The sequence below is a fragment of the Martinezella lusitana genome (assembly GCF_010668395.1).
Taxonomy (GTDB): domain Bacteria; phylum Pseudomonadota; class Alphaproteobacteria; order Rhizobiales; family Rhizobiaceae; genus Rhizobium; species Rhizobium lusitanum_A.
The window spans coordinates 283,818-308,817 of record NZ_WUEY01000001.1 but is presented as its reverse complement, the minus strand read 5'-3'; the positions used below and the strand labels follow the sequence as shown (position 1 = coordinate 308,817).

Genomic DNA, 25,000 nt, shown 5'->3' with positions numbered 1-25,000 from the left:
ATGAACGACATCGGTGTATCCGGCGCCTCATCCGGGGCGGATGTTCTTGCTGCCGTCAAGGGTGCGCGCTCCTCGAAACAGGACGACGGCAAAGGCTTTATCGATGCGCTGACCAGCTCGCTCGGCAACGGACGCAAGTCCTCCGGCGCGAATGCCGGTCAGGACGCGACGGCCACGGGCACGACAGCCGATGACAATGCGGATGCGGATACCGATACGGCCAAGACGGCGGCGGGCAATTCCGCGGCGATAGCTCTTGCCATCGATGACAGCGCCAATGCCGGAGTTGGTATGATCGACGCGTCCGGAGCCAATCTCGCCGCCCTCGCTGGCCTGACCAAGGGTGCAAAGCCCCCACAGGGCACGACCGCCGCGGCGCTCTCGAAATCTCTCATAGAGCTGCAGAAGGCGGCCTCGGCTGCGGCTGAAGGCAGCGCTGCACAACCAGCCGATGGCGATCAGCCGGCCACGACCACCGATCCTGCCATGCCGGCGGCCGGTGCCGACAAGATACCGGTACAATCGACCGCGGCCGATCAGCTCGCCGGGATGGCGCAGCAACTGGCCGACATAGCCACGACGGACGGTCAGATTGCCCCGGTGAAGGGCGACGACAAAACGCCTGTCGTGAAAGGCGGGAAGAATGCGCAGTCTGCCGACGATGGTAAGTCGACGCCGACGCAAGACGGCCAGGTAGCCAATACGATCTCGGATACCTTGTCCCTGCTGAACGTTCCCCAGCCGGTGGTTGCGGCGCAGGCGGGCGCGATGCCGACCGGTAAGGCCGCTGACGATGCGAAGGTTCAGGGCATGTCGCTCGGCAATGCGGCCCTGTCGGACGATACGGCGGACGCGACGTTGGCGGTGCCGGACGACGCCAAGGGATCAGACGCATCACAGACCTTCCGTCTGACGCGGGCGGATGGCCGTGGCGGCGCGCTCGATCTTTCGATCAGCAAGACCGCGGATGACACGGCGGATGTCAAGGTGGCGGCGCCTGCAGGCGGCGACATGCCGACCGTCACGGTGCTGGATTCCCGCCGCTATCTGGGGCTCGCCTCCAACTCGTCGCTAGTTGCCGGAACGATGGCGGGCGACCGCGAATGGTCGGCGGCGATGCAGCCGGGCTCGGCGCTGTCGAATGCCGCGAACCTGACAAGCACGGGCAAGGTCGTCAACACCCTGAAGATCCAGCTGCGGCCGGACAATCTCGGTGATGTCACGGCCACCATGCGGCTGTCAGGCGATCAGCTGAGCGTCGATCTCAAGGTTCAGACGAGCGAGGCCTACAGGCAGCTTCATGCCGACCAGAGCCGCATGGTCGAGGCGCTGCGAGCCCAAGGCTACCAGGTCGATAACATCACCGTCTCCATGGCGTCCAATGCGGATCAGCAGTCGGATAGCAGTCGCTCGGGATCGAATCAGCAGCAGCAATCCTTGTTGAACCAGGGGCAGGGGGGCGATGCGCGTCCCAAGGGTCAGAACTATTCGGGGCAGCAGGCAAATGGAAACGATGGCAATCGCAGCTCGGGTGAGCGCGGCGTTGAAGACGGTGCTGCCGGTAGCGCTCAGCGTCCTCGCTCTGGCGCGGTTTACCTCTGAGGCGCATGCTTCCGGAAACCCGGCACCGCCCGACAATGGTGCCGCTGGCCTTTGCGAACGCGAAATACAGTCAGCCGCCGCGAAATATGGAATACCGGAAGGGATCCTCTACTCGGTCGGCTTGACGGAAACAGGCCGTAAAGGATCGCTTTACCCCTACGCCCTCAATGTCGAGGGCCGGCCGATCTTCCCGCCATCGGAAAGTGCCGCCCTGCAGGTGTTCGCCGCAGCCAGGCAGAACGGCGCAAAGCTTATCGATGTCGGCTGCATGCAGATCAATCAGTATTTCCATGGTGAAAACTTTGCATCCGTCGACGCAATGTTCGATCCGCGCAGTAACGTCGAGTATGCCGCGAAGTTTCTTCGCAATCTGCATGACAGGCATGAGACCTGGACGATGGCGGTAGCCAGATACCATGCAGGCCCGAACAACGATCCCGCACAGAAGGTCTATGTCTGCCGCGTGATCGCCAATCTGGTTGCCACCGGCTACGGGAAATGGACGCCCAACGCGGCCACCTTCTGTCAGAATTAGACAACTCATAGGTTGTATTCGGCCTCTTGTTAGCCGCCGCTAACTCAATCGAGACTGTTGACTGCCATGGAACTGCCCAAAATGCGCGTGTTAATAATACGCTAACTAACAACTTTTTTATCGGTGTGAAATGCGATGCACCCACTACATCTAGTGCAAATCGCGCCTCTAAAGTTAATCAATTATTAATTTCCGTCACTCATTTCCGACAGTTGTTCGTGATTCGCCCGATTCGTACCCATAGTCCATCGAAACACCACACTGATTCGGAGGCGGACGAATGATCGTAGTGGTTGATGAGCGACAGCTCGTTAAGGACGGATATACATCACTGTTTGGGCGCGAGGGCATCCCTTCCACGGGGTTTGATCCACGCGAGTTCGGCGAATGGGTTACGACGGCGGCAGAGGGCGATATTGCTGCTGTTGAGGCCTTCCTGATCGGCCAGGGCCAGCAGGTGCACGAGCTCCCCAGAGCAATTCGTGACCGGACGGCAGCGCCCGTGATCGCGGTCAGCGATCAACCTTCGCTGGAAGCCACGCTTGCACTCTTCGATTGCGGCGTGGACGATGTCGTGCGCAAGCCCGTTCATCCCCGGGAAATCCTGGCCAGGGCCGCGGCGATCCGCCGTAGGCTGAAGGCGATTAGCAACTATACCGATATCGGACCGATTCGCGTCTTTGCGGATGGTCGTGATCCGGAAATCAACGGATCCGTTTTTGCCTTGCCGCGCCGCGAGCGCCGCATCCTCGAATATCTGATCGCCAATCGCGGTCGCCGGGTGACGAAGACGCAGATCTTCAACGCCATCTACGGCATCTTCGACGAGGAAGTCGAAGAAAACGTGGTTGAAAGCCATATTTCGAAGCTGCGCAAGAAGCTGCGCAAGAAGCTCGGTTTCGACCCGGTCGATTCCAAACGCTTCCTCGGCTACTGCATCGACTGGAGCTGATATCGCCAGTCTCGCATTCAGGATGCTGAATTCATGAACAGGCCCGAGAATCACATGATTCTCGGGCCTGTTCTTTTGCTCCATGCGCATCGGCATTGCCCCGAAGGTGCGTCGTTTCTTACGTTAACGACAGCCGATGCCATGGCTGCGATGCGGCTCCCGCGAAGGGCATTTTCGCGATGATCGGCTTTTCGCCCTCTCAGACAGCTTCACGCAAGGCCCGCCACCTACTCTCAGTCGTATGAAGGATAACGAGGATTCCAGATGAGGAATTTCGGCAAGATGAGGACCGGATTTGCGGAAGCGAACGCACAGGCGATTTGCCTGGGTGCCGCATTTGGCAACGTCGCCAAGGCGATGCCGGTTCGTCGGGCCGTGTTGGCGGGGAAGGGCGTTGCGCATCTTGCGACCGCCGGCTTCGATTCCCTGCACAATGGCATTCTCGTCTTCCAGTATGCTTGCAGACGGTCGTCTTTGGTTCGTTCCAGTGGTCTTCCATCGGGTGCCAACGACAATACGGTCAACTTCGCCGGCCTCACTCTGACAGGCTATTCTGACAATTCCGGCGCGCCATCGGCCATTCTGCGGCGCTAAAACGAATAGGGTATCGAGTCAGTCATGTCGCTCACAACAGCTCTCAATAACGCGCAGGCGATATTCAACAATACCGGCACGCAGAGCAGTGTCGTGTCGAACAATATCGCAAACGCCAGCAACTCGAACTATTCGCGTCGCCAGGCGATGCTGACCACCGACATGGCCGGCGCTCAGGTCGTGAAGATCGACCGCAGCAGCGAGCCGGCACTGCAGAAGGCCTATCTCAGCTCCTCGTCGTCGGACTCGGCGCAGCAGCTGCTTTTGAATGCCTACGGCAATCTCCAGTCGGCAACGCTCGGCGGCAACGACAACGAGATCTCGCCGGCGACCTATCTTTCCGCATTCCAGACGGCGATGCAGACCTTCTCCGGCTCGCCGTCCAGCACGACCGCCGCCCAGTCTGCGATCAATGCCGCGCAGAGCCTGGCCACCTCGCTCAACAACGCGACCTCGGCCGTACAGGACGCCCGCACCGATGCGGACAAGCAGATCAGCTCGGACGTCAGCACGCTGAACAGCCTGCTGAAGCAGTTCCAGACGGCGAATGACGCGGTGAAGTCGGCCACGACCACGGCCGGCCCGACCTCGAGCGCCCTTGCCGATGCGCTCGATCAGCGTGATTCGGTCCTGAACCAGATCTCGCAGATTGTCGGCGTGACCACGGTGACACGCGGCAACAACGACATGGCGCTCTATACGTCGAGCGGCACGACCCTGTTCGAGACCATTCCTCGTACGGTGACGTTTCAGCCGACGAATTCCTATACGGCCAGCACGGTCGGCAACAGCGTCTATATCGACGGCGTTGCCCTCACTCCCGGCCAGGGCGCCAATACGACGGCGCAGGGCAGCCTCCAGGCGGCCTTGCAGGTTCGCGACGACGTGGCGCCGACCTACCAGAAGCAGCTCGACGAGATCGCTCGCGGCCTGGTGACGACGTTTGCGGAAACCAACAGCACCAACTCGACAAAGGCGCCGGGCCTCTTCACCTGGACCGGCGGCACGGTGCCGAGCAGCGCGACGGTCGTCACCGGCCTTGCCGGCTCGATCACGGTCAATCCGGCCGTGGTGACGTCACAGGGCGGCAATCCGAACCTGCTGCGTGACGGCGGCATCAACGGCGCCAACTACGTCGTGAATACAAATGGCGACAGCGGCTACTCGACCCAGCTGGATGCCTACATCACGGCCATGAACACGAAAATGGACTTCGATGCGTCGGCCGGCTCCGATACCAAGGCCAGCCTCATGGATTACGCATCGAGTTCCATCGGCTGGCTCGAAGGGCAGCGCAGCACGGCAACGACCGCGGCCGAAAATACCTCGGCGGCCCTTTCGCGCTCCTCGGGCGCCTATTCGAATGCGACCGGCGTCAATCTCGACGAAGAATTGACGCTGATGATGGATATCGAGCAGTCTTACAAGGCTGGAACGAAGATATTGAACGCTGTCAATGAGATGCTTCAATCGGTACTGGATATTGCGAGCTAAGCTATGAAACTTTCTTTCATTTCGAGCACAGCCATTCAGAACGCCATGCGCCAGACGATCCGTCAGGCGCAGAACGAGATGACGAGTGCCTCGACCGAGGCAACCACGGGTGTCTACGCCGATATCGGCGTTGCACTGGGCAGCAGCACGTCGCTCAGCGTGAACCTGACGCGGGAGGTGTCGCGCATCGACTCCATCCTCAGCAGCAATTCCATCGCGAACCAGCGAATGACCTCCTCGCAAACCGCGTTGAGCGATATGGGAACGCAGGCGCAGAAGCTGATGGATCAGCTGGTGGCGTTGCGCGGCAACACGGACGGCAGCAGCGTGGCGCTGACCCAATCGACGGCAACCTCCACCCTGTCGAGTGTCATCGCGTCCGCCAACACCATGGTCAACGGCGAATATCTCTTTGCCGGCACCAACACCGATGTCCAGCCGATGACGGATAATTCCGCCGCGACGAACACGGCAATCCAGAATGCGCTCACCTCCTACATGGCCGCCCAGACCCCGCCCGTCGCCTCGGCGAGCGATCTGACGGGCGACCAGATGAAGGACTTCATCACCACCAAGGTCGAGCCGATGTTCACGTCCGACAGCGGCTGGGCAAGCTGGTCGAGCGCGTCGGATCAGAACATGACGAGCCGCATCAGCAACTCGGAAGTCGTGGAAACCTCGACGAACTCTAATGCCTCCGGCATGCGCTATCTGGCGCTTGCGACCAGCGTGACGAATGCGCTGATGGGCACGACGCCGGCCTTGGGTTCGGACGCGCTGAATGCGGTGACCGACCAGGCCATCAGCTACGCGCGCCAGGCGGTAGACGGTTTGAACAGCCAGGCAAGCCAGCTCGGCCTGTCGCAGTCGCGTCTGTCGGATGCGAACACGACGCTGAACGCGCAGAAGACCATTCTCAATACCAGTGTCGGCGACTTGACCGGCGTGGACCCTTACGAGGCTTCGACCAAGGTCAACAGCCTCGAGACACAGCTCGAAACCGCTTATACCATTGTCTCCAAGATCCAGCAGTTAAGCCTTGTAAATTACCTTTGATGATCAAAGGAAGGAATGACCAGGAAGGATGCGTGAATGTATCAGTTCTCATATGCGGAAGTCATGCAAGATGCCGTGGCCGACGCCAAGGAAAGAGAACGGCAAGTTCTGGACCGGTCGGTAGCTCTTCTCTCTGCGGCCCGTGATGCGGGGAAATACGGCCGCGAAGCGATCGAGGCTCTCTTCTATACGCGACGCGTATGGGTGAGCTTCGTCGAGGACCTGAAAAGTCCGGAGAACCAGCTCAATGTCGAATTACGTGCCAACCTAATCTCGATCGCAATCTGGATTTTGAAGGAATGCGATCGAATCCGGCGGCGCCAGTCGGAAAATTATCAAGGCATCATCGATGTCACCACCATCATCAGGGATGGACTTAAATGAAAAGTACGCTTCGCATATCGCTCAAAGCCGGGGAAAAGATCTTTATCAACGGGGCCGTCCTGCGTGTCGATCGCAAGGTTGCTCTGGAATTCCTGAATGATGTGACGTTCCTGCTTGAGAACCATGTACTTCAACCCGAAGACGCGACGACTCCGCTGCGCCAGCTCTACTTCATCGCGCAGATGATCCTCGTCAATCCCGAGGGCAAGGAGCAGTCGACGGCCATGTTCCGGAAGTCGATCGTTATGCTGCTGTCCTGCTTCCACAACGAGGAAGTGCTGGCCGAGCTGAAACGTATCGACGGCCTGGTTGCCACCGGCCGCGCCTTCGATGCGCTGAAGGCGATCCGCGGGCTCTACCCGATCGAGGACAATATTCTGAACAATCAGGAAATGCCGGCCGCGACGATCGAGCATATTCGTCGGGAGATCGCTCCATGGCAGCGGTAGACGCCGTCAACAGCAGCAGCGGCAGCTCTTCCAGCGGTTCCTCGCAAAGTGCTGCCGCCGCATCCGCGAGCGCCAGCCTGAACTACAACGACTTCCTGCAGCTTCTCATCGCGCAGATGCAGAATCAGGACCCGACCGATCCGATGGACGCCAGCCAGCAGATTTCGCAGCTGGCGAGCTTCTCCCAGGTCGAGCAGCAGATCCAGACGAACTCGCATCTGGAAACCGTGCTGCAGAACCAGTGGATCTCGCAGGCGTCGGACTATATCGGCAAGCAGATCATGAGTGCCGACGGCAAGACCACGGGCACGATCAAGGAAGTCACCGTCTATACGGACGGTATCATCGCCCAGACCGATGCCGGCGACAAGATCCTGATCCAGGCCGGCGTGACGATTGCCCCGGCCGGCACGACCATTGATACTCCGCCGGCGTCAAGCGATAGTAGCGGCAGTGATTCGTCGGGCACGGATCCGACCAGCGGCTCATGAGGAGCCGCTGAACCGGGAGTGAAAATGTCATGAATGAAGCCGATGCATTGGATATCTTCCAGGCGGCGATCTGGACCGTGCTTGTGGCTTCCGGGCCGGCTGTCGCTGCCGCCATGGTCGTCGGTCTGGTAATCGCCTTGATCCAGGCGTTGACCCAGGTGCAGGAGGCGACTTTGACCTTCGTGCCGAAAATCGTGGCGGTCATGGTCACCATCGGCATTTCGGCTCCGTTCGTCGGTGCGCAGATTTCGATCTTTACCAATCTCGTCTTCTCGCGAATCCAGTCGGGCTTCTAGCGTCAATCCGAAGGCCGGTCCGGCTTTCGGATCGGGCGCATCGATGGCCGCAGGCCATGCTCGCGCAAGCTTCGACTTTTAAAGGTCGGTTCCAATAGGGCAGGCGGGTCAGCCGTTTGCCTCCTCTCATGAAGAGACGGAACCGGTCGATGGCACAACCACCCGCAATAGCACTTCCCAAAGCCAATCCCAGTGTACGTGATATCGGGTTCGCACTCGGCATCATGGTCATCCTGTGCGTGCTGTTTCTGCCGATTCCGCCGTTTCTGATCGACCTTGGGCTGGCCTTCTCGATCGCATTTTCCGTGCTGATCCTCATGGTGGCGCTCTGGATCAAGAAGCCGCTGGAATTCTCGTCCTTTCCGACGATTCTGCTCATCGCCACCATGACGCGTCTGGCGCTGAACATCGCCACGACGCGCGTCATCCTTTCGCACGGTTATGAAGGGCACGATGCGGCGGGCGGCGTCATCGCGGGCTTTTCCAGCCTGGTGATGTCGGGCGACTTCGTCATCGGTCTGATCGTCTTCCTGATCCTCATCACCATCAACTTCATCGTCATTACCAAGGGTGCGACGCGTATCGCCGAAGTCGGCGCCCGTTTCACCCTGGATGCCATTCCGGGCAAGCAGATGGCGATCGACGCCGACCTTTCGGCCGGCCTGATCGACGAAAAGGAGGCGCAGCGCCGCCGCCGCGAGCTCGAGGAAGAGAGCTCCTTCTTCGGCGCGATGGACGGTGCCTCGAAGTTCGTGCGCGGTGACGCGGTTGCCGGCCTGTTGATCACCTGCATCAACGTTTTCGGCGGCATCATCATCGGCTATTTCCGCCATGGTATGCAGATCGGCCAGGCCGCCGACGTCTTCGTGAAACTCTCCGTCGGCGACGGTCTGGTGTCGCAGATGCCGGCGCTTATCGTCTCCCTCGCCGCCGGCCTTCTCGTTTCGCGCGGCGGCACCTCCGGCTCCACCGACCAGGCCGTCCTCAACCAGTTGAGCGGCTATCCGCGTGCGCTCGCCGTCTCGGCGGTGCTGATGGGCATCCTGGCCGTCATGCCCGGCATGCCTTTCCTGCCCTTCGTCTTCCTCGGCGGCCTGATGGCGGCCGGCGCCTGGTTCATCCCGCGCCAGATCGAAGCCGAGAACAAGCTGCGCCGCGATGCCGAAGAGCAGAAGGTGATGCAGACGAAGGAGATGGAAAAGGATTCGGTCAAGTCGGTTCTGAAGACCGCCGAGATCGAACTCGCCCTCGGCAAGATCGTCTCCACCCGCCTGCTCGGCGCCCATCAGGAACTGGCGTTCCGCGTCGGCAAGATGCGCAAGAAGTTCGCAACGCAATACGGCTTCGTCGTGCCGGAGATCAAGGTGATCGACGACATGGCCATCGCCGACAAGTCGTATCAGATCCGCATCCATGGCACGACGATCGCCTCCAACATGCTGCGCGTCGGCGAAGTGCTCGTCGTCACCGGCTCCGGCCGCAAGCCGACCGTTCCGGGCGACGAGATCCGCGAACCCGCTTTCGGCATGCCTGCCGTCTCCGTTCTCGAAGCTTTCACCGAGGATCTGAAGCGCGAAGGCTTCCAGCCGATCGACAACGTTTCCGTCGTCCTCACCCATATGAGCGAAGTCATTCGCAACAATCTGCCGGCGCTTCTCTCCTATAAGGACGTGAAGATCCTGATCGAGCGTCTCGACCCCGAATACAAGAAGCTTGCCGACGAAATCTGCTCGTCGCACATGTCCTATTCGGGCCTGCAGGCCGTGCTCAAGCTGCTGCTCGCCGAGCGTGTCTCGATCCGCAACCTGCATCTCATCCTTGAAGCCGTCGCCGAGCTGGCGCCGCATGTCCGCAAGACCGAGCAGATCGTCGAGCACGTCCGCGTGCGCATGGCGCAGCAGCTCTGCGGCGATCTGGCCGACAATGGCGTGCTGCGCGTGCTGCGACTCGGCAGCAAATGGGATCTGATCTTCCACCAGGCGCTGAAGCGCGACCAGAAGGGCGAAATCGTCGAATTCGACATCGATCCGCGCAGTCTGGAGGAGTTCAGCGAGCAGGCGGGCAAAGTTATCCGTGAATATATGGATCGTGGCATGCCCTTCGTTCTTGTCACGTCGCCGGAAACACGCTCCTATGTGCGCATGATCATCGAACGCCTGTTCGCGACCCTTCCGGTCTTGTCGCATGTGGAATTGGCCAAGGGGATCGAGATCAAGATTCTAGGTTCGATTTCATGATAACCGACCCCCAGGGGACCGTTCTGGCGCTGTTCGTCGCCTTCTGCCGCATCGGCGGCTGCATGATGGTCCTGCCGGGGTTTTCTTCGGGCCGCGTCCCGGCGCAGATCAGGCTGCTGCTTTCGGTGGCGCTCTCTCTGGCGATCCTGCCGCTGCTCTGGAATACGATCTACCCCGAGGTATCGAAGGGCGACGCGAACTTTATCGGCCTCATCTTCACCGAAGCCGTCATCGGATTGATGTACGGGATCATGGCCCGGATCTACACGCTGGGCCTGCAGTTCGCCGGCACGATCATATCGATGCTGATCGGCTTCAACGCGCCGGCCGGCGCCGATATCATCGAAGATTCGAGCGAGACGTCGCTCACGAGCCTCATCAGCTTTTGCGGGCTCATGATCCTCTTCATCCTCGATTTCCATCACTATGTCCTGCAGGCGCTGGTCGATTCCTATTCGATCATTCCCCTGGGCGGCCACATCGAGCCGCGCGCCGCGCTGATCTCCATCACGGATACGCTGGAGACCACCTTCTTCATCATGCTGCGGCTGGCGAGCCCCTTCCTTCTCTATGGCCTGATGTTCCAGATTTCGATCGGCTTCATCAACAAGCTCGCGCCGCAGATCCCGATCTATTTCATCTCCACGCCGTATCTCCTGATGGGAGGGCTGTTCATGCTCTATCTCAGCATCGCGGCGTTGGTCAGTCAGTTTTCCAATTCGTTCCTTACCGTCTTCAACGGGCATTAGCCCGCGAACGGAAAGGGGGCGAAGCCCGATTCGGGCGCAGCCGGCAGGTAGATAGGCGATGGCGGAAAAAAACCGTTCTGAAAAACTGAAGCGGCTGGTCGCGGTGCAGCGCCATCTGGAGCGGATCGCGGAAAACGAGCTTGCCGATACGACGCGCCAGCGCCTTGAGGTTACGGAGTCGATGGAGCGTGTCATGGTCGCCATCGGCTCGGTCGATCCCGTGCACATGGCGTTCTCGATCCATTATGCCGAACGCTATGGCCGCCTGATGATCCGGGACCAGCAGCTCGAAAGCATCCAGACGCTGATCCAGATGAAAGTCCAGCAGGAGCGCACCAAGGCCGACCGGCTGGAAGAGCACATGAAGGACGCCCGCGAGCTCGAAACGCGGGAAGCTGACGACAATGCGGTCTACGACATCATCGATCAGCGCTTCGCCGGCGAGACGCCAGCCTCCAGCAAGGTTCAAAAACCATAATCGCCGCGATCATGGGGCAGGATGCGCATCGTTGGGTTGCCGGCCTGCTCTGACATTTTGATTCGATACGTCCTGAAGTGAGCGCCGTGGCGCCCGTTTCAGGGCGTGCGATAGCAGAAGGAGACGTGACGTGGCTATTTCGCCTCCGAGTGATTTGGTCCTCGATGTCGTCAAGGCGGCAAATCCCGCCGATGTCGAGGCTGCGCAGGCCAAGCTTGCCGCCAACCGGGCCGCCTTTGCGGCCACCAGCCTCGCCGAAAACGGCAACGGCTTCGGCGCGGCCGTGGATGCGATGAACAGCGCCGCCACCCAGGCCGGCCTCGCCAACGCCAATACGCATACAGCGGGCGGAAAGGTGCCGCAGGTCTACCGCAAGTTCGAAGCCATGGTGCTGCAGAATTTCGTGAAGAACATGCTGCCGAGCAGCGAGACCCTCTACGGCAAGGGTTCGGCCGGCGAGATCTGGAAAGGCATGATGGCCGAGCAGATGGGCAACACGCTTGCCAAGAACGGCGGCGTGGGCATCGCCGAGAAGATGTACAAGGAACAGGTCGACAAGATGCGCAATACCGGCGCCATCCACACCGCGACCGATGAGAACGACAAGAAGATGGCGCTCAGCGCGATCACCGATTTTCAGCGCAAGACGCTGGCCGCCAGTGATGCCGACAACGACGGCAACACCAGCATCACCAATCAGAATCCGTTGACGTCCCAGAAAGTATGAGCGAGGTAGCAAACATGGAAATGATGTCGCAGGACTATCGGATCAAGTCTGTGCTTGGCCGCCTTGAGATGATTATCGACAATGAGAACAACCGGATCGGCACCGACCCGGAATTCGATCTCAAGGTATCGAACGCCCACAAGAGCCGTTGCCTCTACGAATTGTCGATGCTGTTCCGCGACACGGATCCGGCCGATCTCGCTTCCGCCCATATCGAGCAGCTGCACGATCTGAAGAAGAAGCTGGTTTTGAACGCCCGCCGTGTCGAAGCTCATCTCGAGGCCGTGCGCGCCGTCGCCGATATCCTCAAGAATGCCGTGCAGAACGCCGATGCGGACGGCACCTATTCGCAGGAGCAATTCCGCGTCCGTGAGGCCGGATGATCAAGCTCGTTCTCACCGGCCTGTGGGTCTGCGCCGTAACATTGGCCTCGGTCTATTTTTCGGTGCAGGTGGCGACGGCGCCCGCGATCAGCCCTGACGACGCCAAGAAGGCGCAGCAGGTGCTCGTCAAGGGCGAATCGATCAACGTTCCCGTCATAGCCAACGGCCAGGTGACCGGCTACTTCCTGACGCGCATCTCCTTCATGATGGAGAAGGGCAAGGCGGCTGCGCTTCAGATACCCCTGCCGGAGCTGACGACGGACGAACTCTTTTCGCTGCTGGTCGGCAACAAGACGATCGACATCGCCAACGCGCAGAATTTCGACGTCGCCGCCTTTCGCACCGACCTGAAGAAGCGGATGAACGAACGGCTCGGGGGCGACTATGTCGCCGACGTGCTGATCGAGCAGCTCGACTACCTCTCCAAGGAAGAGACCCATGGCGGGGAAAGCATCGGCAAGAGAACGGTCAAGCCGGTAAAGATCGTGCAGGATGCGGCAAAGGATAAGGTGCCGGCCGAGTAGTATCGCCCCGGCAACGCCATCGTCCCTGCGACCAAAACATGGCCGGCCATGGCTCACAAGCCGTGCCGCGATTAACAAACCCTTACCGGCCGTCAACAAATCCGATCTTCCTTCCTAACGGAAAGTTGGATTTGTCTTGCTATAAACACCTCCTAGCGATGTCTCGCTGTCGTCTTGCCGATGAACGGTGGATGGGGTATGGCCCCATTGCCACCGATGTCAGGCGCATCAGCGATGTCGGGCTGGAGGTTGTTGGATTGAACCAGGTTGCCGATTTTGCCGTCGTCGCATCCCGCCGCATGATCTTTGATCTGCCGGTCTGCGATCTCGATTGGGACAATGCGCTGACCTTCGTCAGCGAGCTTGCATCCCTGCCGGTCGGGCAGACCTCGATCTCCTTCGTCAATGCCCACAACATGCTGGTGATGCTGCGCGACGAAAGCTATCGCAACGTCCTTGAACGCAATCTGGTGCTCCCGGATGGCGTCGGTCTGGATATCGCCTCGCGCTTCGCTCACGGCGAACCCTTTCCCGCCAATCTGAACGGCACGGATTTCGTGCCCGCGCTGCTGACCTTCATGGAGCGGCCGAAGCGGATCGGCCTCATCGGCGGCAAACGCTCCGTGGTCGAAAAGGCGGCGGAGAAATTTCGCCAGCATGCGCCATGGCACCAGTTCGTCGTCGTTTCCGATGGCTTCTTCAATCCCGCGAGAAGCAATGCCGTTGCGGCGGAAATCGCCCGCCAGAAGATCGACGTGCTGATTGTCGGCATGGGAACGCCGCTGCAGGAAAAATGGGTTGCCGAACATATCGGACCGCAACATGCCCGGCTGGTATTGACCGTCGGCGCTTTGTTCGATTTCGTTTCCGGAACGGTGCCGAGGGCTCCGGCGCTCGTGCGCGCCTTGCGCAGCGAGTGGCTGTTCCGTCTGGTGCTTGAGCCGAGCAGGCTGTGGCGGCGTTACATGCTGGGCGTGCCGCTCTTCCTCTACCAGGTTGCGCGGCATCAGTTCGGCCGCAAGGAGCGCGTCCTTCGCGCAGAGCCGCAGCAGCTGCCGCAGCGGCGCATCACCTCTCGAGATAAATTAGCGAGTTAGTATTTGCGGGTGCCGCGTTAACCCTTTATTCGGCATGAAACTTTAGAGTGGGTTAACCATTTGCATTGGTCCCGGACCATGTGCGCGAGATGACCCGCCATGTTTGAAAGCAAAGCCAGAACCGGATTGTACCCAGACGATGCCGAAAGCTTCGAGGTTTCGCGCCGATCGGATCGGCGTGCGCTTGCCTCCGGGCGCGACGATGATGGTTTCGATGGTCCTGCCGGTCTGCCTGCTGCCAATTCAGACGATCCGCGCGATGCGGAGCTGCGTGCAATCCTGCGCAGAATGCTGGATGGCGATCCCTATCCGGTGTCGGGCCGGAGAGTGCGGGTAGCGACCGGGCCAAAGCAGGCGCAGCCCGGCGCCGAACACATCGATGACATTCGGCCCTCCCGCTTCGCGAAATACGAACAGGCGGGTGAACAGGCATCCGAGCCCGTGCCGGACCTGCTTGAGTTCGTGCCCGATCTGCTCGAAGGCGTGACAGAGCCTCCGCGACAGGCAGCCGCCATCCCCGTCGCCGCCGAACAAGTATCCCGCGCCGGGCATTGGTCTCTCAGCATCCGCGCGCTCGGCTTCGTCGCCGTAACCGCATTGGCGGGAGCTGCCATCCCCACTCTGCTCGCCTCGCCGCCGCTCTATGTCTCGCAGGCCGTTTTGCATGCGGAAGGCGAGGGAGCCGCGCGCCAGGCATTGCTTGCCGTCGCGGCGAAGCGCGCCGTCGCTCCGTCCGTTCTGTCCGACGTCGTCGCCAGGATGAAGCTCGATCGCGATCCGGAGTTCACCGGCGCACGAGCCGGCGCTCTCGGGGTTGCTGCCGAGCTTTTGTCCGGCAGCGGCGGCGCGTCCGATGCGCCCTCCCGCGCGCAGGCGGCCCTGCGCAAAGCCATTGCCGTCGGCACGGACGGCCAGACCGGCCTCATGCGATTGATCGTCACCAGCGGCGATCCTGCCGGGTCGGCCGATATTGCCAATCGGCTGGCTGCCGCCACTCTCAACGACGCCGCTGTCTTGAAGGCCGCCGGCACCTCGCTCGGCGTCGAAACGGCGGTCGACCGCAGCCGCAAGGAATTCGACCGCGCCTCGGCCGCCCTTGCCGAATTCAAGGCGCGCTACGGTGAGGACAAGATTGCCGCCGCACTCGCACTGCAGCAGCAGCGCCAGCAATTGGATGGCGATATCAAGGCGGCCGATCTGGCCGTACGCTCCGCCAGAGCCCGCCTCATGGCGGCGAAATCGGCCACGCCGGCATCCGTGCTGAGCGGCGCTTTGTCGAGGGATCTCTCCTCCGCCGGGCTTGACGATCTGCGGAGCCGTTACAGTGCCGCCAGGGCGCAGCTTTCCCAGCTTTCGGTGCAGCTCGGTCCGCGCCATCCGCGTCTGCTCGCGCAGCAGGCAACCGTCGATGATCTCGCCGCCAATATCCGCAGCCAGTTGCAGCGGCTTGCCGCCAGCGGCGAAGCAGATGTGAAGGCGGCGCTTGAAAAGCAGGCGGCTCTCTCGGCGCAAATGACCGCCGCGGCTCAGAAAGGCGGCGATATCGATCTCGGCCGCCTTGCGCAGCTGCAGGATGCCGTCGCCGCCGCGCAGGGCCGCTATGAGGCCGACCAGCAGAGTGCCGCCCTGACGGCGCCCGACGTCAGGCCGCCGCTGACGGTCCTGTCTCAAGCGGTCGCATCCGCCGCGCCGCTGGACGATCATCTCGCCAGCAATCAGGCAATCGGTTTCCTTGCAGGTCTCGGCCTGGCGCTTTGCGCCGTGTTCCTGCGCAAGGCCTTTGCCGGCGCCGAGCCTGCGCCGGACCATGCGGCCGATGAAAATCTCATGCAGCGGCCTCCTGCTTTGCATCCCGATCAGGGCGTGGAACTTCCGCCATTTTCCGACACCGCGTCCGAACCATCGCTCCTCCTCGCTCCGGAGACTGAAAACCGGCCCGATGTCGCGGATGAGTGGGTCCGTATCCAGCAGGAGCTCGCGTTCCTGCGCGCCAAGGTCGAAACCTATGCCGCACGCAGGCATCAGGAACGCGGCTGATTGCCTCATTGTTTTCCCTTGCAATTACCGCTTTCAGACACCATAGGGCGTTAGCGGGCAAATCCGCCGGGCCGATGGCTTGTAGATTGCCTCCGAATTCATGATCGGGAGACGAGCGTGACGACAGTGATCGACGGGAAGAAAGCGGCTGCTTCGGTGATCGAGGCTGTGAAGGCTGCGGCGGCAGGGCTTGAGAAGGAAGCCGGTGTGAAGACGGGGCTTGCGGTCGTCATCGTCGGTGACGATCCGGCCAGCCATACCTATGTCGGCGCCAAGGGCCGGATGGCCAAGGAATGCGGCTTCAATTCCATCCAGCACACGCTGCCCGCCGAAACGACGCAAGGCGAGCTCGCGAACCTGGTGCAGTCGCTGAACGAAGATCCCTCCATCCACGGCATTCTGGTGCAGCTGCCGCTGCCGAAGCATCTGGATTCGGATGCGATCATCCAGTCGATCCGGCCGGAGAAGGATGTCGACGGCCTGCATGTCGTCAATGCCGGCAAGCTTGCGACCGGCGATCTGGCAACCGGCCTGATCTCATGCACGCCGGCCGGCGCCATGCTGCTGGTGCGCTCCATTCATGGCGAGGACCTGTCCGGTTTGAATGCCGTCGTGATCGGCCGCTCCAACCTGTTCGGCAAGCCGATGGCGCAATTGCTGCTCAACGCCAATGCGACGGTGACGACAGCGCATTCGCGCACGAAGGACCTGGCGTCCGTGGCGCGGGGTGCCGATATTCTGGTGGCGGCCGTCGGCCGGCCGGAGATGGTGAAGGCGGACTGGGTGAAGCCGGGCGCGACAGTCATCGATGTCGGCATCAACCGTATCGATGCGCCGGAGCGTGGCGAGGGCAAGAGCCGTCTGGTCGGCGATGTCGCCTATGCCGAAGCATCCGAAGTCGCTGCAGCCATCACGCCGGTTCCGGGCGGTGTCGGGCCGATGACGATCGCCATGCTGATGGCCAATACCGTCATCGCGGCCCATCGCGTCGCGGGTAAGACGCCGCCGAAGTTTTAAGCCGTCGTCAATCGGGCGGCGCGACGCCGGTCGAGGCGCGAACGATCAATTCCGCTTTCCATAGCTCCTGCGCGGGGAACGTCTCCATGTGTTTGATTTCGCCGATCAGCCGCTCGGCGATGCGCACGCCTGCGGCCCGCAGCGACGAGCGGGTGGTCGTCAGCGGCACGGTGAAGTTTTCCGGCTTGAGCAAGGTCAGCACGTCGTCGTGGGCGATCATCGAAATGTCTTCGCCCAGCCTGAGCTTCGCCTGGTTGATGGCGCGAACGGCGCCGAGCGCCAGCACGGTACTGGAGCAGAGCACGGCTGTCGGGCGTTTCTCCAGTTGCAGGATGCGCTCCATCGCAAGCAAACCCTGTTCGTCGGTCATCGGCGTGTGGCTGACGCAGGCCTCGTCCAGCGTCAGGCCTCGTTCCGCGAGAGCGGCTTCCATGCCGTTCATTCGGCGAATGGCAAAATCGAGAAAGATCGGACCATTGATCAGGGCAAAGCGCCGATGCCCGAGCTGCAGAAGCAGCTTCGTGGCATCATAGAAGGCGGCTTCGTTGTCGAGGTCGAGGAAGGGGTAGTCGGGCTCGGAACCGATCGACCGTCCATGCACGAGGAAGGGAGTGGACAGCGTTTTCAGCATTTCCAGCCGCGGATCGTGTCCGCGCATATAGTTGACGAACAGGGCATCGACATTGCCGCTGGCCGCCAGCCGTTTCAGAGCGCCGACTTCGTCGTTCGGATCGGCAGGGGTCAGCACGAAATGAAAATCGTGGCGCAAGGCCTCTTCGCCGAGCCCCGTCAGGAATTCGCTGAAATGCGCGTCGGAGGAGTTGCCGGGCGACGTCGGCATCACCAGGCCGATCGAGCCGGCCTTGCCGGTCGCAAGCCTCTGCGCCGCTTTGTTGGGGCGATAGCCGGTTTCTCGAACCGCTTTGAGAACGCGTTCGCGAGTCTCGTGATTGACTTCGGGATATCCGTTCAAAGCCCGGCTGACTGTCGTCTGCGACAGCCCGAGCATTTGCGATAGCTGTTTCAGATTCACGGTATTTCGGCTCCTCCAACTGCCTGCCGCTCAGAGCCGAGACCTGCCTCCCGAAAAGTCTCAGGCTTTCAAAGCGCTTTCAAGTATGTAGCAAGAGGTGCCCGCGAGACAAGACGAATAGCGAAATATTCGCTCCTATTTTATGCTGCGGCGCGGTGGAATAGTGTGATTAATAGCCGAAATCTGAAAATCGCTTGACTTTATCCCTCGCGCAATGGATGACAGAGGTAGCCAAAGCGCTTTGAGGAATGGAGCGCGCAGCACAAAACAGTGTTTGGGCTCATGGGTCTTGTTATTTGGGAGGACAACCGCATGAAAAAAATGTTTTTGATGACCGTCGCCGCCGCCGCTCTGATGGCCGGTTCGGCGATGGCGGCCGATCTGAAGTTCCAGCCTGGCCAGGACTCCAAATTCAACTGGAAGAGCTACGACGATTTCAAGGCCGGCCATGCCGACCTCAAGGGCGAAACGCTCACCATCTTCGGCCCCTGGCGCGGCGAGGACGAGGCGCTCTTTACCAGCGTCCTGAATTATTTCACCGAAGCGACCGGCGTGGACGCCAAGTATTCGTCCTCTGAAAACTACGAGCAGCAGATTGTCATCGACACGCAGGCCGGCTCGCCGCCGAACGTCGCCATCCTGCCGCAGCCGGGCCTTTTCGCCAATCTTGCCAGCAAGGGCTATCTGACGCCGCTCGGCGATGATCTGGCCGGCTGGGTCAAGACCAACTACGGCGCCGGCGACAGCTGGGTCGGCTACGGCACCTACCAGGGCAAGGACGGCAAGAGTGCCTTCTATGCCTTCCCCTACAAGGCCGACCTGAAGTCGCTGGTCTGGTACGTTCCGGAAAACTTCGAAGAAGCCGGCTACAAGGTCCCGACCACCATGGAGGACCTGCTCAAGCTTTCGGACCAGATCGTCAAGGATGGCGGCACGCCCTGGTGCATCGGCCTCGGTTCGGGCGGCGCGACCGGCTGGCCGGCAACCGACTGGGTCGAAGACCTGATGCTGCGCCTGAACGCGCCGCAGGACTACGATCACTGGGTCGATAACTCGCTGAAGTTCAACGACCCGAAGGTCGTCGCCGCGATCGAGGAATTCGGCAAGTTTGCGAAGAACCCGAAATATGTCGCCGGTGGCGTCGCGGCCGTGGCCTCGACCGACTTCCGCGACAGCCCGAAGGGTCTCTTCACCGTTCCGCCGAAATGCTACCTGCACAAGCAGGCATCCTTCATTCCGTCCTTCTTCCCGGATGGCACGAAGCTCGGCCAGGACGCGGACTTCTTCTACTTCCCGCCCTACGCCGCGCATCCCGAGCTTGGCAAGCCGGTCGAAGGTGCCGGTACGCTGGCGGCCATCACCAAGGACTCCAAGGCCGCCCGCGCTTTCATCCAGTTCCTGCAGACGCCGATCGCCCAGGAAATCTGGATGGCTCAGTCCGGCTTCCTGACGCCGTACAAGGGTGTGAATACCGCCGCTTATGCCAACGACACCCTCCGCAAGGAAGGCGAGATCCTGACCTCGGCCACCACCTTCCGCTTCGACGGTTCCGACCTGATGCCCGGCAAGATCGGCGCAGGCTCGTTCTGGACGGGCATGGTGGATTTCGTCGGCGGCAAGTCCGCACAGGATGTTGCCGACGGGATCCAGAAGTCCTGGGATGCCATCAAGTAAGACATCGTGACCCAAGCGCCGCCGGTAAAAAACCGGCGGCGTCATCAGCATTCAACGGCGCGCCTTCATGCGCAGCCGATGTCGGACGGGTGGCCTAAATCAGGCAAATTCGGGGAGGGATGAATGTTTTCGCAGATCGTATCGGCGATTGGCGCCATGATATTCGGCGTTGCCGTTTGCGCCGCCTATTTCTGGTTCTCCAACAAGTTCTTGGATTTGATTTTCCCGGCCCGGGAGGGGGACGACGTTCACCAGGCCGCCGTCAACCTCCGGCGCCGCGGCCTCATCCGCCCCTGGCTGTTCCTGGGGCCGGCGCTGATCCTGCTCGTCGTTTATCTGGTCTATCCCGTCGTGGCGACCTTCATCCTGTCCTTCTACGGGCCGGACGGCAGCAAGTTCGTCGGCGGCGCCAACTATATCTGGGCCGTCAACGACACCGAATTCCGCCAGTCCATCTTCAACAACATCCTCTGGCTCGCCGTGGTGCCGGCGGCCTGCACCTTCTTCGGCCTCGTCATCGCCGTCATGACCGACCGCATCTGGTGGGGTAACATCGCCAAGGCCGTCATCTTCATGCCGATGGCCATCTCCTTCGTCGGCGCCTCGGTCATCTGGAAGTTCATCTACGAATATCGCGGCGGCACCGACGCGCAGATCGGCCTGCTCAACGCGATCGTCCAGCTCTTCGGCGGCACGCCGGAAGTCTGGATCACCATTCCCTTCTGGAACAACTTCTTCCTCATGGTCATGCTGATCTGGATCCAGACCGGCTTTGCCATGGTCATCCTCTCGGCGGCGCTGCGCGGAATTCCGGAAGAAACCATCGAGGCCGCCGTCATCGATGGCGCCAACGGCTGGCAGATCTTCTGGAAGATCATGGTGCCGCAGGTCTGGGGCACGATCGCCACGGTCTGGACTACCATCACCATCCTCGTCCTCAAGGTGTTCGACATCGTGCTGACCATGACCAACGGCCAGTGGAACACGATGGTGCTCGCCAATCTGATGTTCAACTGGATGTTCCGCGGGGGCGGCGATTCCGGCCGAAGCGCTGTTATCGCACTCATCATCATGGTCGCGGTCACGCCGATCATGATCTGGAACATCCGCCGTGCAAACGCTGAAACGAAGGGGCGCTGACATGATTGGAAATCTCGGTCGCATCGGTCCCGCCCGCATCTTCGTTCATGCCGCGGTGCTGCTCATCGTTCTCCTCTGGCTGCTGCCGACGCTTGGCATCTTCGTCACCGCGCTGCGCGACAAGGATCAGATCGTCGCCTCGGGCTGGTGGACGGCGTTTGCCGGCTCATCGCAAACGGCAGCCGTCCGTCTCGACGGCCCCGACAAGGCAAAGCAGGATGGCCCCAATTACGTCATCGCCGGCACGGTTGCCGGAGAAGGCAACAGCGGCGCCGGCAGGATCCAGTCCTTCGGCCTGCGCGTGCAGGAGCCGGCAGCCTACAAGGTCGGTTCATCCGCCGATCTCGGCAATGGCGAGACCCTTACCGTCAATGCGGACGGCAGCTATCGCTATCAGAAGACCGGTCCCTTCGAAGCGGATGCGCGCAGCAAGCGCGTCTACCTGACGATCGCCACGCCGCCGCAATTCACCTTCGACAATTATCGCAGCGTGCTGGGCGGCGAGGGCATCGGCCAGTCCTTCATCAATTCGCTGACGGTGACGATCCCCGCGACCGTCATTCCGATCCTGATCGCCGCCTTTGCCGCCTATGCGCTGGCCTGGATGGAGTTTCCCGGCCGCGCGATCCTGATCGCGCTCGTCGTCGGGCTGATCGTCGTGCCGCTGCAGATGTCGCTGATCCCGCTTCTGCGTATCTATAACGAGATCGGTCAGCTCTTCGGCGTGCCGTCGAAGACCTATCCGGGCATCTGGATGGCGCATACGGCTTTCGGCCTGCCGCTCGCCATCTATCTGCTGCGCAATTACATTGCCGGCTTGCCCAGGGAGATCATCGAGTCCGCCCGCGTCGATGGCGCCAGCGATTTCGATATCTTCGTCAAGATCATCCTGCCGCTGTCCTTCCCGGCGCTGGCCTCCTTCGCGATCTTCCAGTTCCTCTGGGTGTGGAACGACCTCTTGATCGCGATGGTGTTCCTCGGTACGGACAAGGATCACCTGGTTCTGACGGCCGCCCTGAACGCGCTGCTGGGCTCTCGTGGCGGCAACTGGGAGATCCTGACGGCCTCGGCCTTCGTCACCATCATTATTCCGCTCCTCGTCTTCTTCGGTCTGCAGCGCTATCTCGTGCGCGGTCTGCTCGCCGGGTCGGTGAAGGGGGGCTGATCCAAGATTATTCCATCGAGACAGGACCTATTCAGATGAGCATCGCTCCTCAAGCAACTTCGGCAGTCGATAAGGACTGGTGGCGCGGCGCCGTGATCTATCAGATCTATCCGCGCTCCTATCAGGACTCCAACGGCGACGGCATCGGCGATCTCAAGGGCATCGCCGTTCGCCTGCCGCATGTCGCCGCACTCGGCGTCGATGCCATCTGGATTTCGCCCTTCTTCACGTCGCCGATGCGCGATTTCGGCTACGACGTCTCCAACTACGAGGACGTCGATCCGATCTTCGGTACGCTGGCCGATTTCGATGCGATGATGACCGAAGCCCATCGCCTCGGCATCAAGGTGATGATCGACCTGGTGATGTCGCACAGCTCGGACCGCCATCCCTGGTTCGTCGAAAGCCGCTCGAGCAAGAACAATCCGAAGGCCGACTGGTATGTCTGGGCCGATGCCAAGCCGGACGGCACGCCGCCCAACAACTGGCTGTCGATCTTCGGCGGTTCGGCCTGGGCCTGGGATCCGACCCGCATGCAATATTACATGCACAACTTCCTGACGTCGCAGCCGGATCTGAACCTGCACAATCCGGAAGTGCAGGACCGGCTGCTGGATGTCGTGCGCTTCTGGCTCGACCGTGGCGTCGACGGCTTCCGCCTCGATACCATCAACTTCTATTTCCACGACAAGGAACTGCGCGACAATCCGGCGCTGGAGCCGGCCCGTCGCAACGCGTCCACCGCGCCGGCGGTCAATCCCTATAATTTCCAGGAGCACATCTACGACAAGAACCGCCCCGAGAACCTGGAATTCCTGAAGCGCTTCCGCGCCGTGCTCGACGAATATCCGGCCATTGCCGCCGTCGGCGAAGTGGGAGACAGCCAGCGCGGCCTCGAAATCGTCGGCGAGTACACCTCCGGCGGCGACAAGATGCACATGTGCTACGCTTTCGAATTCCTGGCGCCCGATGCCTTGTCGCCGGATCGCGTCGAGGAAGTCATGAAGGATTTCGCCGCCGCCGCTCCCGAGGGCTGGGCCTGCTGGGCCTTCTCCAACCATGATGTCGTGCGCCATGTCAGCCGCTGGGGCAATCTGGTGGCCGATCGCGATGCCTTCGCCAAGCTTTATGCGGCGCTGCTGCTGACCTTGCGCGGTTCCGTCTGCATGTATCAGGGCGAGGAACTGGCGTTGACGGAAGCCGATCTCGCCTATCAGGATCTGCAGGATCCTTACGGCATCCAGTTCTGGCCTGAGTTCAAGGGCCGTGACGGCTGCCGCACGCCCATGGTCTGGGACAGCCAGGTTGCCCAGGGCGGCTTTTCCACCGTGAAGCCCTGGCTGCCGGTGCCCGTCGAGCACATCCTGCGCGCCGTCAATGTCCAGCAGGGCGATGAGAATTCGGTGCTGGAGCAGTACCGCCGCTTCCTCGCCTTCCGCAAGCTGCATCCGGCGTTCGCCAAGGGCGAGATCGCGTTCTCGGAGCCGCAGGGCGATGTGCTCGTCTATACCCGCAGCTACGCCGGCGAGACCATTCTCTGCGTCTTCAACATGAGCCCCGTCGAAACGCTGGCCGCCCTGCCTGATGGCAACTGGCAGGCATTGACGGGCCACGGCTTTACCAGCAACAACTACGGCAACAAGATCGATATTCCGGCCTGGGGCGCTTATTTCGCGCGTCTTGCCTGAACCTTTGGGAGGAGGGAGCAAAATGACGGGACTTGTTCTGAAGGATATCAAGAAATCCTATGGCAGCGTGCATGTGCTGCACGGCATCGATCTGCAGATCAACGAGGGCGAATTCATCGTCTTCGTCGGCCCATCCGGTTGCGGCAAGTCCACCTTACTGCGCATGATTGCCGGGCTGGAGAGCATCACGTCGGGCGACATGATGATTGCCGGGCAGAAGGTGAACGAGGTGCCCCCCTCCAGGCGCGGCATTGCCATGGTCTTCCAGTCCTACGCGCTTTATCCGCATATGACCGTCTATGACAACATGGCTTTCGGCATGCGCATTGCCGGGGAGAACAAGCAGGAGATCGACCGTCGCGTCCGCGCCGCCGCCGCCAGCCTGCAACTCACCCAGTATCTCGAGCGCCTGCCGAAGGCGCTTTCGGGCGGTCAGCGCCAGCGCGTCGCCATCGGCCGCGCCATCTGCCGCAATCCGAAGGTCTTCCTGTTCGACGAGCCGCTTTCGAACCTCGACGCCGCCCTGCGCGTCGCGACCCGCATCGAGATCGCCAAGCTCAGCGACTCCATGCCGGAAACGACGATGATCTACGTCACCCACGACCAGGTGGAAGCCATGACGCTTGCCGACCGCATCGTCGTGCTGTCGGCCGGTCGCGTCGAGCAGGTCGGCGCACCGCTCGAACTCTATGAACGGCCGGCGAACCTGTTCGTGGCAAAATTCATCGGCTCGCCGGCCATGAATATCATCCCGGCAACGGTGACGGAGACGGGCGCGACGACGACCGTGACGCTGACGGGCGGCAAGTCGGTGACGATCGACGTGCCGACCGAGGCCTCGGAGAAAGGCAAGACGGCAAGCTTCGGCGTGCGTCCGGAAGATCTGCGTATTGCGACGAGCGACGACTATCTTTTCGAAGGGGAAGTTTCCATCGTCGAAGCGCTGGGCGAGGTGACGCAGCTCTATATCGAGGGTCTGGTCGATGGCGAGCCGATCATCGTCAAGATCCCCGGCATTACCGACATCCAGCGCGGTCAGAAGATGCGCTTTGCTGCCGACCGGCAGAAGCTGCATCTCTTCGACGCCAGCGGCCATTCCTATCGCAAGTAGTAATATAATACCGCTTGCGGGCGGCGCCGGCTCAAACAAGAACGAAGAACAAAATTCATCTTGAGCCGGCGCGCTCAAACCTTCTGT

The 25,000-nt window shown here is 61.1% G+C and carries 25 protein-coding genes; 24 read left to right on the top strand and 1 reads right to left on the bottom strand.

The window, feature by feature from the left end; genetic code table 11:
- From GR212_RS01495 to folD, 19 genes are all read left to right on the top strand, one after another.
- Complete coding sequence (locus tag GR212_RS01495) at window positions 1-1,602, top strand: flagellar hook-length control protein FliK (protein ID WP_163984685.1); 1,602 nt, start codon at window positions 1-3, stop codon at window positions 1,600-1,602.
- Complete coding sequence (locus tag GR212_RS01490) at window positions 1,544-2,137, top strand: lytic transglycosylase domain-containing protein (RefSeq protein ID WP_163985154.1); 594 nt, start codon at window positions 1,544-1,546, stop codon at window positions 2,135-2,137. The genes GR212_RS01495 and GR212_RS01490 overlap by 59 nt, the downstream gene beginning before the upstream one ends.
- A 280-nt stretch (window positions 2,138-2,417) precedes the next feature.
- Entirely contained in the window at window positions 2,418-3,089 is a 672-nt protein-coding gene (gene rem, locus GR212_RS01485) for a transcriptional activator Rem (RefSeq protein WP_163984684.1), read from the top strand.
- A 282-nt stretch (window positions 3,090-3,371) separates the two neighbouring features.
- On the top strand, window positions 3,372-3,683 hold the full coding sequence (locus GR212_RS01480) for a hypothetical protein (RefSeq protein ID WP_163984683.1): 312 nt from the start codon (window positions 3,372-3,374) through the stop codon (window positions 3,681-3,683).
- 24 nt (window positions 3,684-3,707) lie between these two features.
- Window positions 3,708-5,177 carry a flagellar hook-associated protein FlgK gene (flgK, locus tag GR212_RS01475; RefSeq protein WP_163984682.1) on the top strand — a complete coding sequence of 490 codons (1,470 nt, stop codon included), beginning with the start codon at window positions 3,708-3,710 and terminating at the stop codon, window positions 5,175-5,177.
- A gap of 3 nt (window positions 5,178-5,180) precedes the next feature.
- Window positions 5,181-6,233, top strand: coding sequence for a flagellar hook-associated family protein (locus GR212_RS01470; protein WP_163984681.1), 1,053 nt, complete (start codon window positions 5,181-5,183; stop codon window positions 6,231-6,233).
- Between the two features lie 36 nt (window positions 6,234-6,269).
- A complete protein-coding gene (gene flaF / locus GR212_RS01465) occupies window positions 6,270-6,617 on the top strand; it encodes a flagellar biosynthesis regulator FlaF (protein WP_034513663.1) in 348 nt (115 codons plus the stop codon).
- The gene (flbT, locus tag GR212_RS01460; RefSeq protein WP_163984680.1) at window positions 6,614-7,066 is read left to right on the top strand and encodes a flagellar biosynthesis repressor FlbT; all 453 of its coding nucleotides are present in this window, start codon (window positions 6,614-6,616) and stop codon (window positions 7,064-7,066) included. Before flaF ends, flbT begins: the two co-directional genes overlap by 4 nt.
- Complete coding sequence (gene flgD / locus GR212_RS01455) at window positions 7,054-7,557, top strand: flagellar hook assembly protein FlgD (RefSeq protein ID WP_163984679.1); 504 nt, start codon at window positions 7,054-7,056, stop codon at window positions 7,555-7,557. Before flbT ends, flgD begins: the two co-directional genes overlap by 13 nt.
- Window positions 7,558-7,586: 29 nt before the next feature.
- Window positions 7,587-7,853 carry a flagellar biosynthesis protein FliQ gene (gene fliQ / locus GR212_RS01450; protein WP_106996636.1) on the top strand — a complete coding sequence of 89 codons (267 nt, stop codon included), beginning with the start codon at window positions 7,587-7,589 and terminating at the stop codon, window positions 7,851-7,853.
- A 149-nt stretch (window positions 7,854-8,002) separates the two neighbouring features.
- Window positions 8,003-10,090 carry a flagellar biosynthesis protein FlhA gene (gene flhA / locus GR212_RS01445; protein ID WP_163984678.1) on the top strand — a complete coding sequence of 696 codons (2,088 nt, stop codon included), beginning with the start codon at window positions 8,003-8,005 and terminating at the stop codon, window positions 10,088-10,090.
- Window positions 10,087-10,839, top strand: a complete 753-nt coding sequence (gene fliR, locus GR212_RS01440; RefSeq protein ID WP_163984677.1) for a flagellar biosynthetic protein FliR — start codon at window positions 10,087-10,089, stop codon at window positions 10,837-10,839. The genes flhA and fliR overlap by 4 nt, the downstream gene beginning before the upstream one ends.
- A 58-nt stretch (window positions 10,840-10,897) precedes the next feature.
- Window positions 10,898-11,317 (top strand): hypothetical protein, encoded by a 420-nt coding sequence (locus GR212_RS01435; RefSeq protein ID WP_163984676.1) that lies wholly within the window; start codon window positions 10,898-10,900, stop codon window positions 11,315-11,317.
- A 130-nt stretch (window positions 11,318-11,447) separates the two neighbouring features.
- Complete coding sequence (locus GR212_RS01430; RefSeq protein ID WP_163984675.1) at window positions 11,448-12,044, top strand: rod-binding protein; 597 nt, start codon at window positions 11,448-11,450, stop codon at window positions 12,042-12,044.
- Window positions 12,045-12,058: 14 nt separating this feature from the next.
- Complete coding sequence (locus GR212_RS01425) at window positions 12,059-12,427, top strand: hypothetical protein (RefSeq protein WP_163985153.1); 369 nt, start codon at window positions 12,059-12,061, stop codon at window positions 12,425-12,427.
- Window positions 12,424-12,951, top strand: coding sequence for a hypothetical protein (locus GR212_RS01420; protein ID WP_163984674.1), 528 nt, complete (start codon window positions 12,424-12,426; stop codon window positions 12,949-12,951). Before GR212_RS01425 ends, GR212_RS01420 begins: the two co-directional genes overlap by 4 nt.
- A gap of 257 nt (window positions 12,952-13,208) precedes the next feature.
- Window positions 13,209-14,048: a WecB/TagA/CpsF family glycosyltransferase gene (locus GR212_RS01415; protein ID WP_163985152.1), complete on the top strand. Its 840-nt coding sequence runs from the start codon at window positions 13,209-13,211 to the stop codon at window positions 14,046-14,048.
- 99 nt (window positions 14,049-14,147) lie between these two features.
- Window positions 14,148-16,085: a succinoglycan biosynthesis transport protein gene (locus GR212_RS01410; protein WP_163984673.1), complete on the top strand. Its 1,938-nt coding sequence runs from the start codon at window positions 14,148-14,150 to the stop codon at window positions 16,083-16,085.
- 117 nt (window positions 16,086-16,202) lie between these two features.
- Window positions 16,203-17,102 (top strand): bifunctional methylenetetrahydrofolate dehydrogenase/methenyltetrahydrofolate cyclohydrolase FolD, encoded by a 900-nt coding sequence (gene folD, locus GR212_RS01405; RefSeq protein ID WP_163984672.1) that lies wholly within the window; start codon window positions 16,203-16,205, stop codon window positions 17,100-17,102.
- A gap of 7 nt (window positions 17,103-17,109) precedes the next feature.
- Here the strand turns inward: folD and GR212_RS01400 are convergent, their stop codons facing one another.
- Window positions 17,110-18,135 (bottom strand): substrate-binding domain-containing protein, encoded by a 1,026-nt coding sequence (locus tag GR212_RS01400; protein ID WP_163984671.1) that lies wholly within the window; start codon window positions 18,133-18,135, stop codon window positions 17,110-17,112.
- A 312-nt stretch (window positions 18,136-18,447) separates the two neighbouring features.
- Between GR212_RS01400 and GR212_RS01395 the strand changes: the two genes are divergently transcribed.
- From GR212_RS01395 to GR212_RS01375, 5 genes are all read left to right on the top strand, one after another.
- Window positions 18,448-19,809 carry an ABC transporter substrate-binding protein gene (locus tag GR212_RS01395; protein ID WP_163984670.1) on the top strand — a complete coding sequence of 454 codons (1,362 nt, stop codon included), beginning with the start codon at window positions 18,448-18,450 and terminating at the stop codon, window positions 19,807-19,809.
- Window positions 19,810-19,932: 123 nt separating this feature from the next.
- Window positions 19,933-20,949, top strand: a complete 1,017-nt coding sequence (locus tag GR212_RS01390; protein WP_163984669.1) for a carbohydrate ABC transporter permease — start codon at window positions 19,933-19,935, stop codon at window positions 20,947-20,949.
- 1 nt (window position 20,950) lies between these two features.
- Entirely contained in the window at window positions 20,951-22,114 is a 1,164-nt protein-coding gene (locus GR212_RS01385; protein WP_163984668.1) for a carbohydrate ABC transporter permease, read from the top strand.
- 35 nt (window positions 22,115-22,149) lie between these two features.
- On the top strand, window positions 22,150-23,802 hold the full coding sequence (locus GR212_RS01380; protein ID WP_163984667.1) for an alpha-glucosidase: 1,653 nt from the start codon (window positions 22,150-22,152) through the stop codon (window positions 23,800-23,802).
- A 22-nt stretch (window positions 23,803-23,824) separates the two neighbouring features.
- A complete protein-coding gene (locus GR212_RS01375; RefSeq protein ID WP_163984666.1) occupies window positions 23,825-24,913 on the top strand; it encodes an ABC transporter ATP-binding protein in 1,089 nt (362 codons plus the stop codon).
- Window positions 24,914-25,000: the final 87 nt, after the last annotated feature.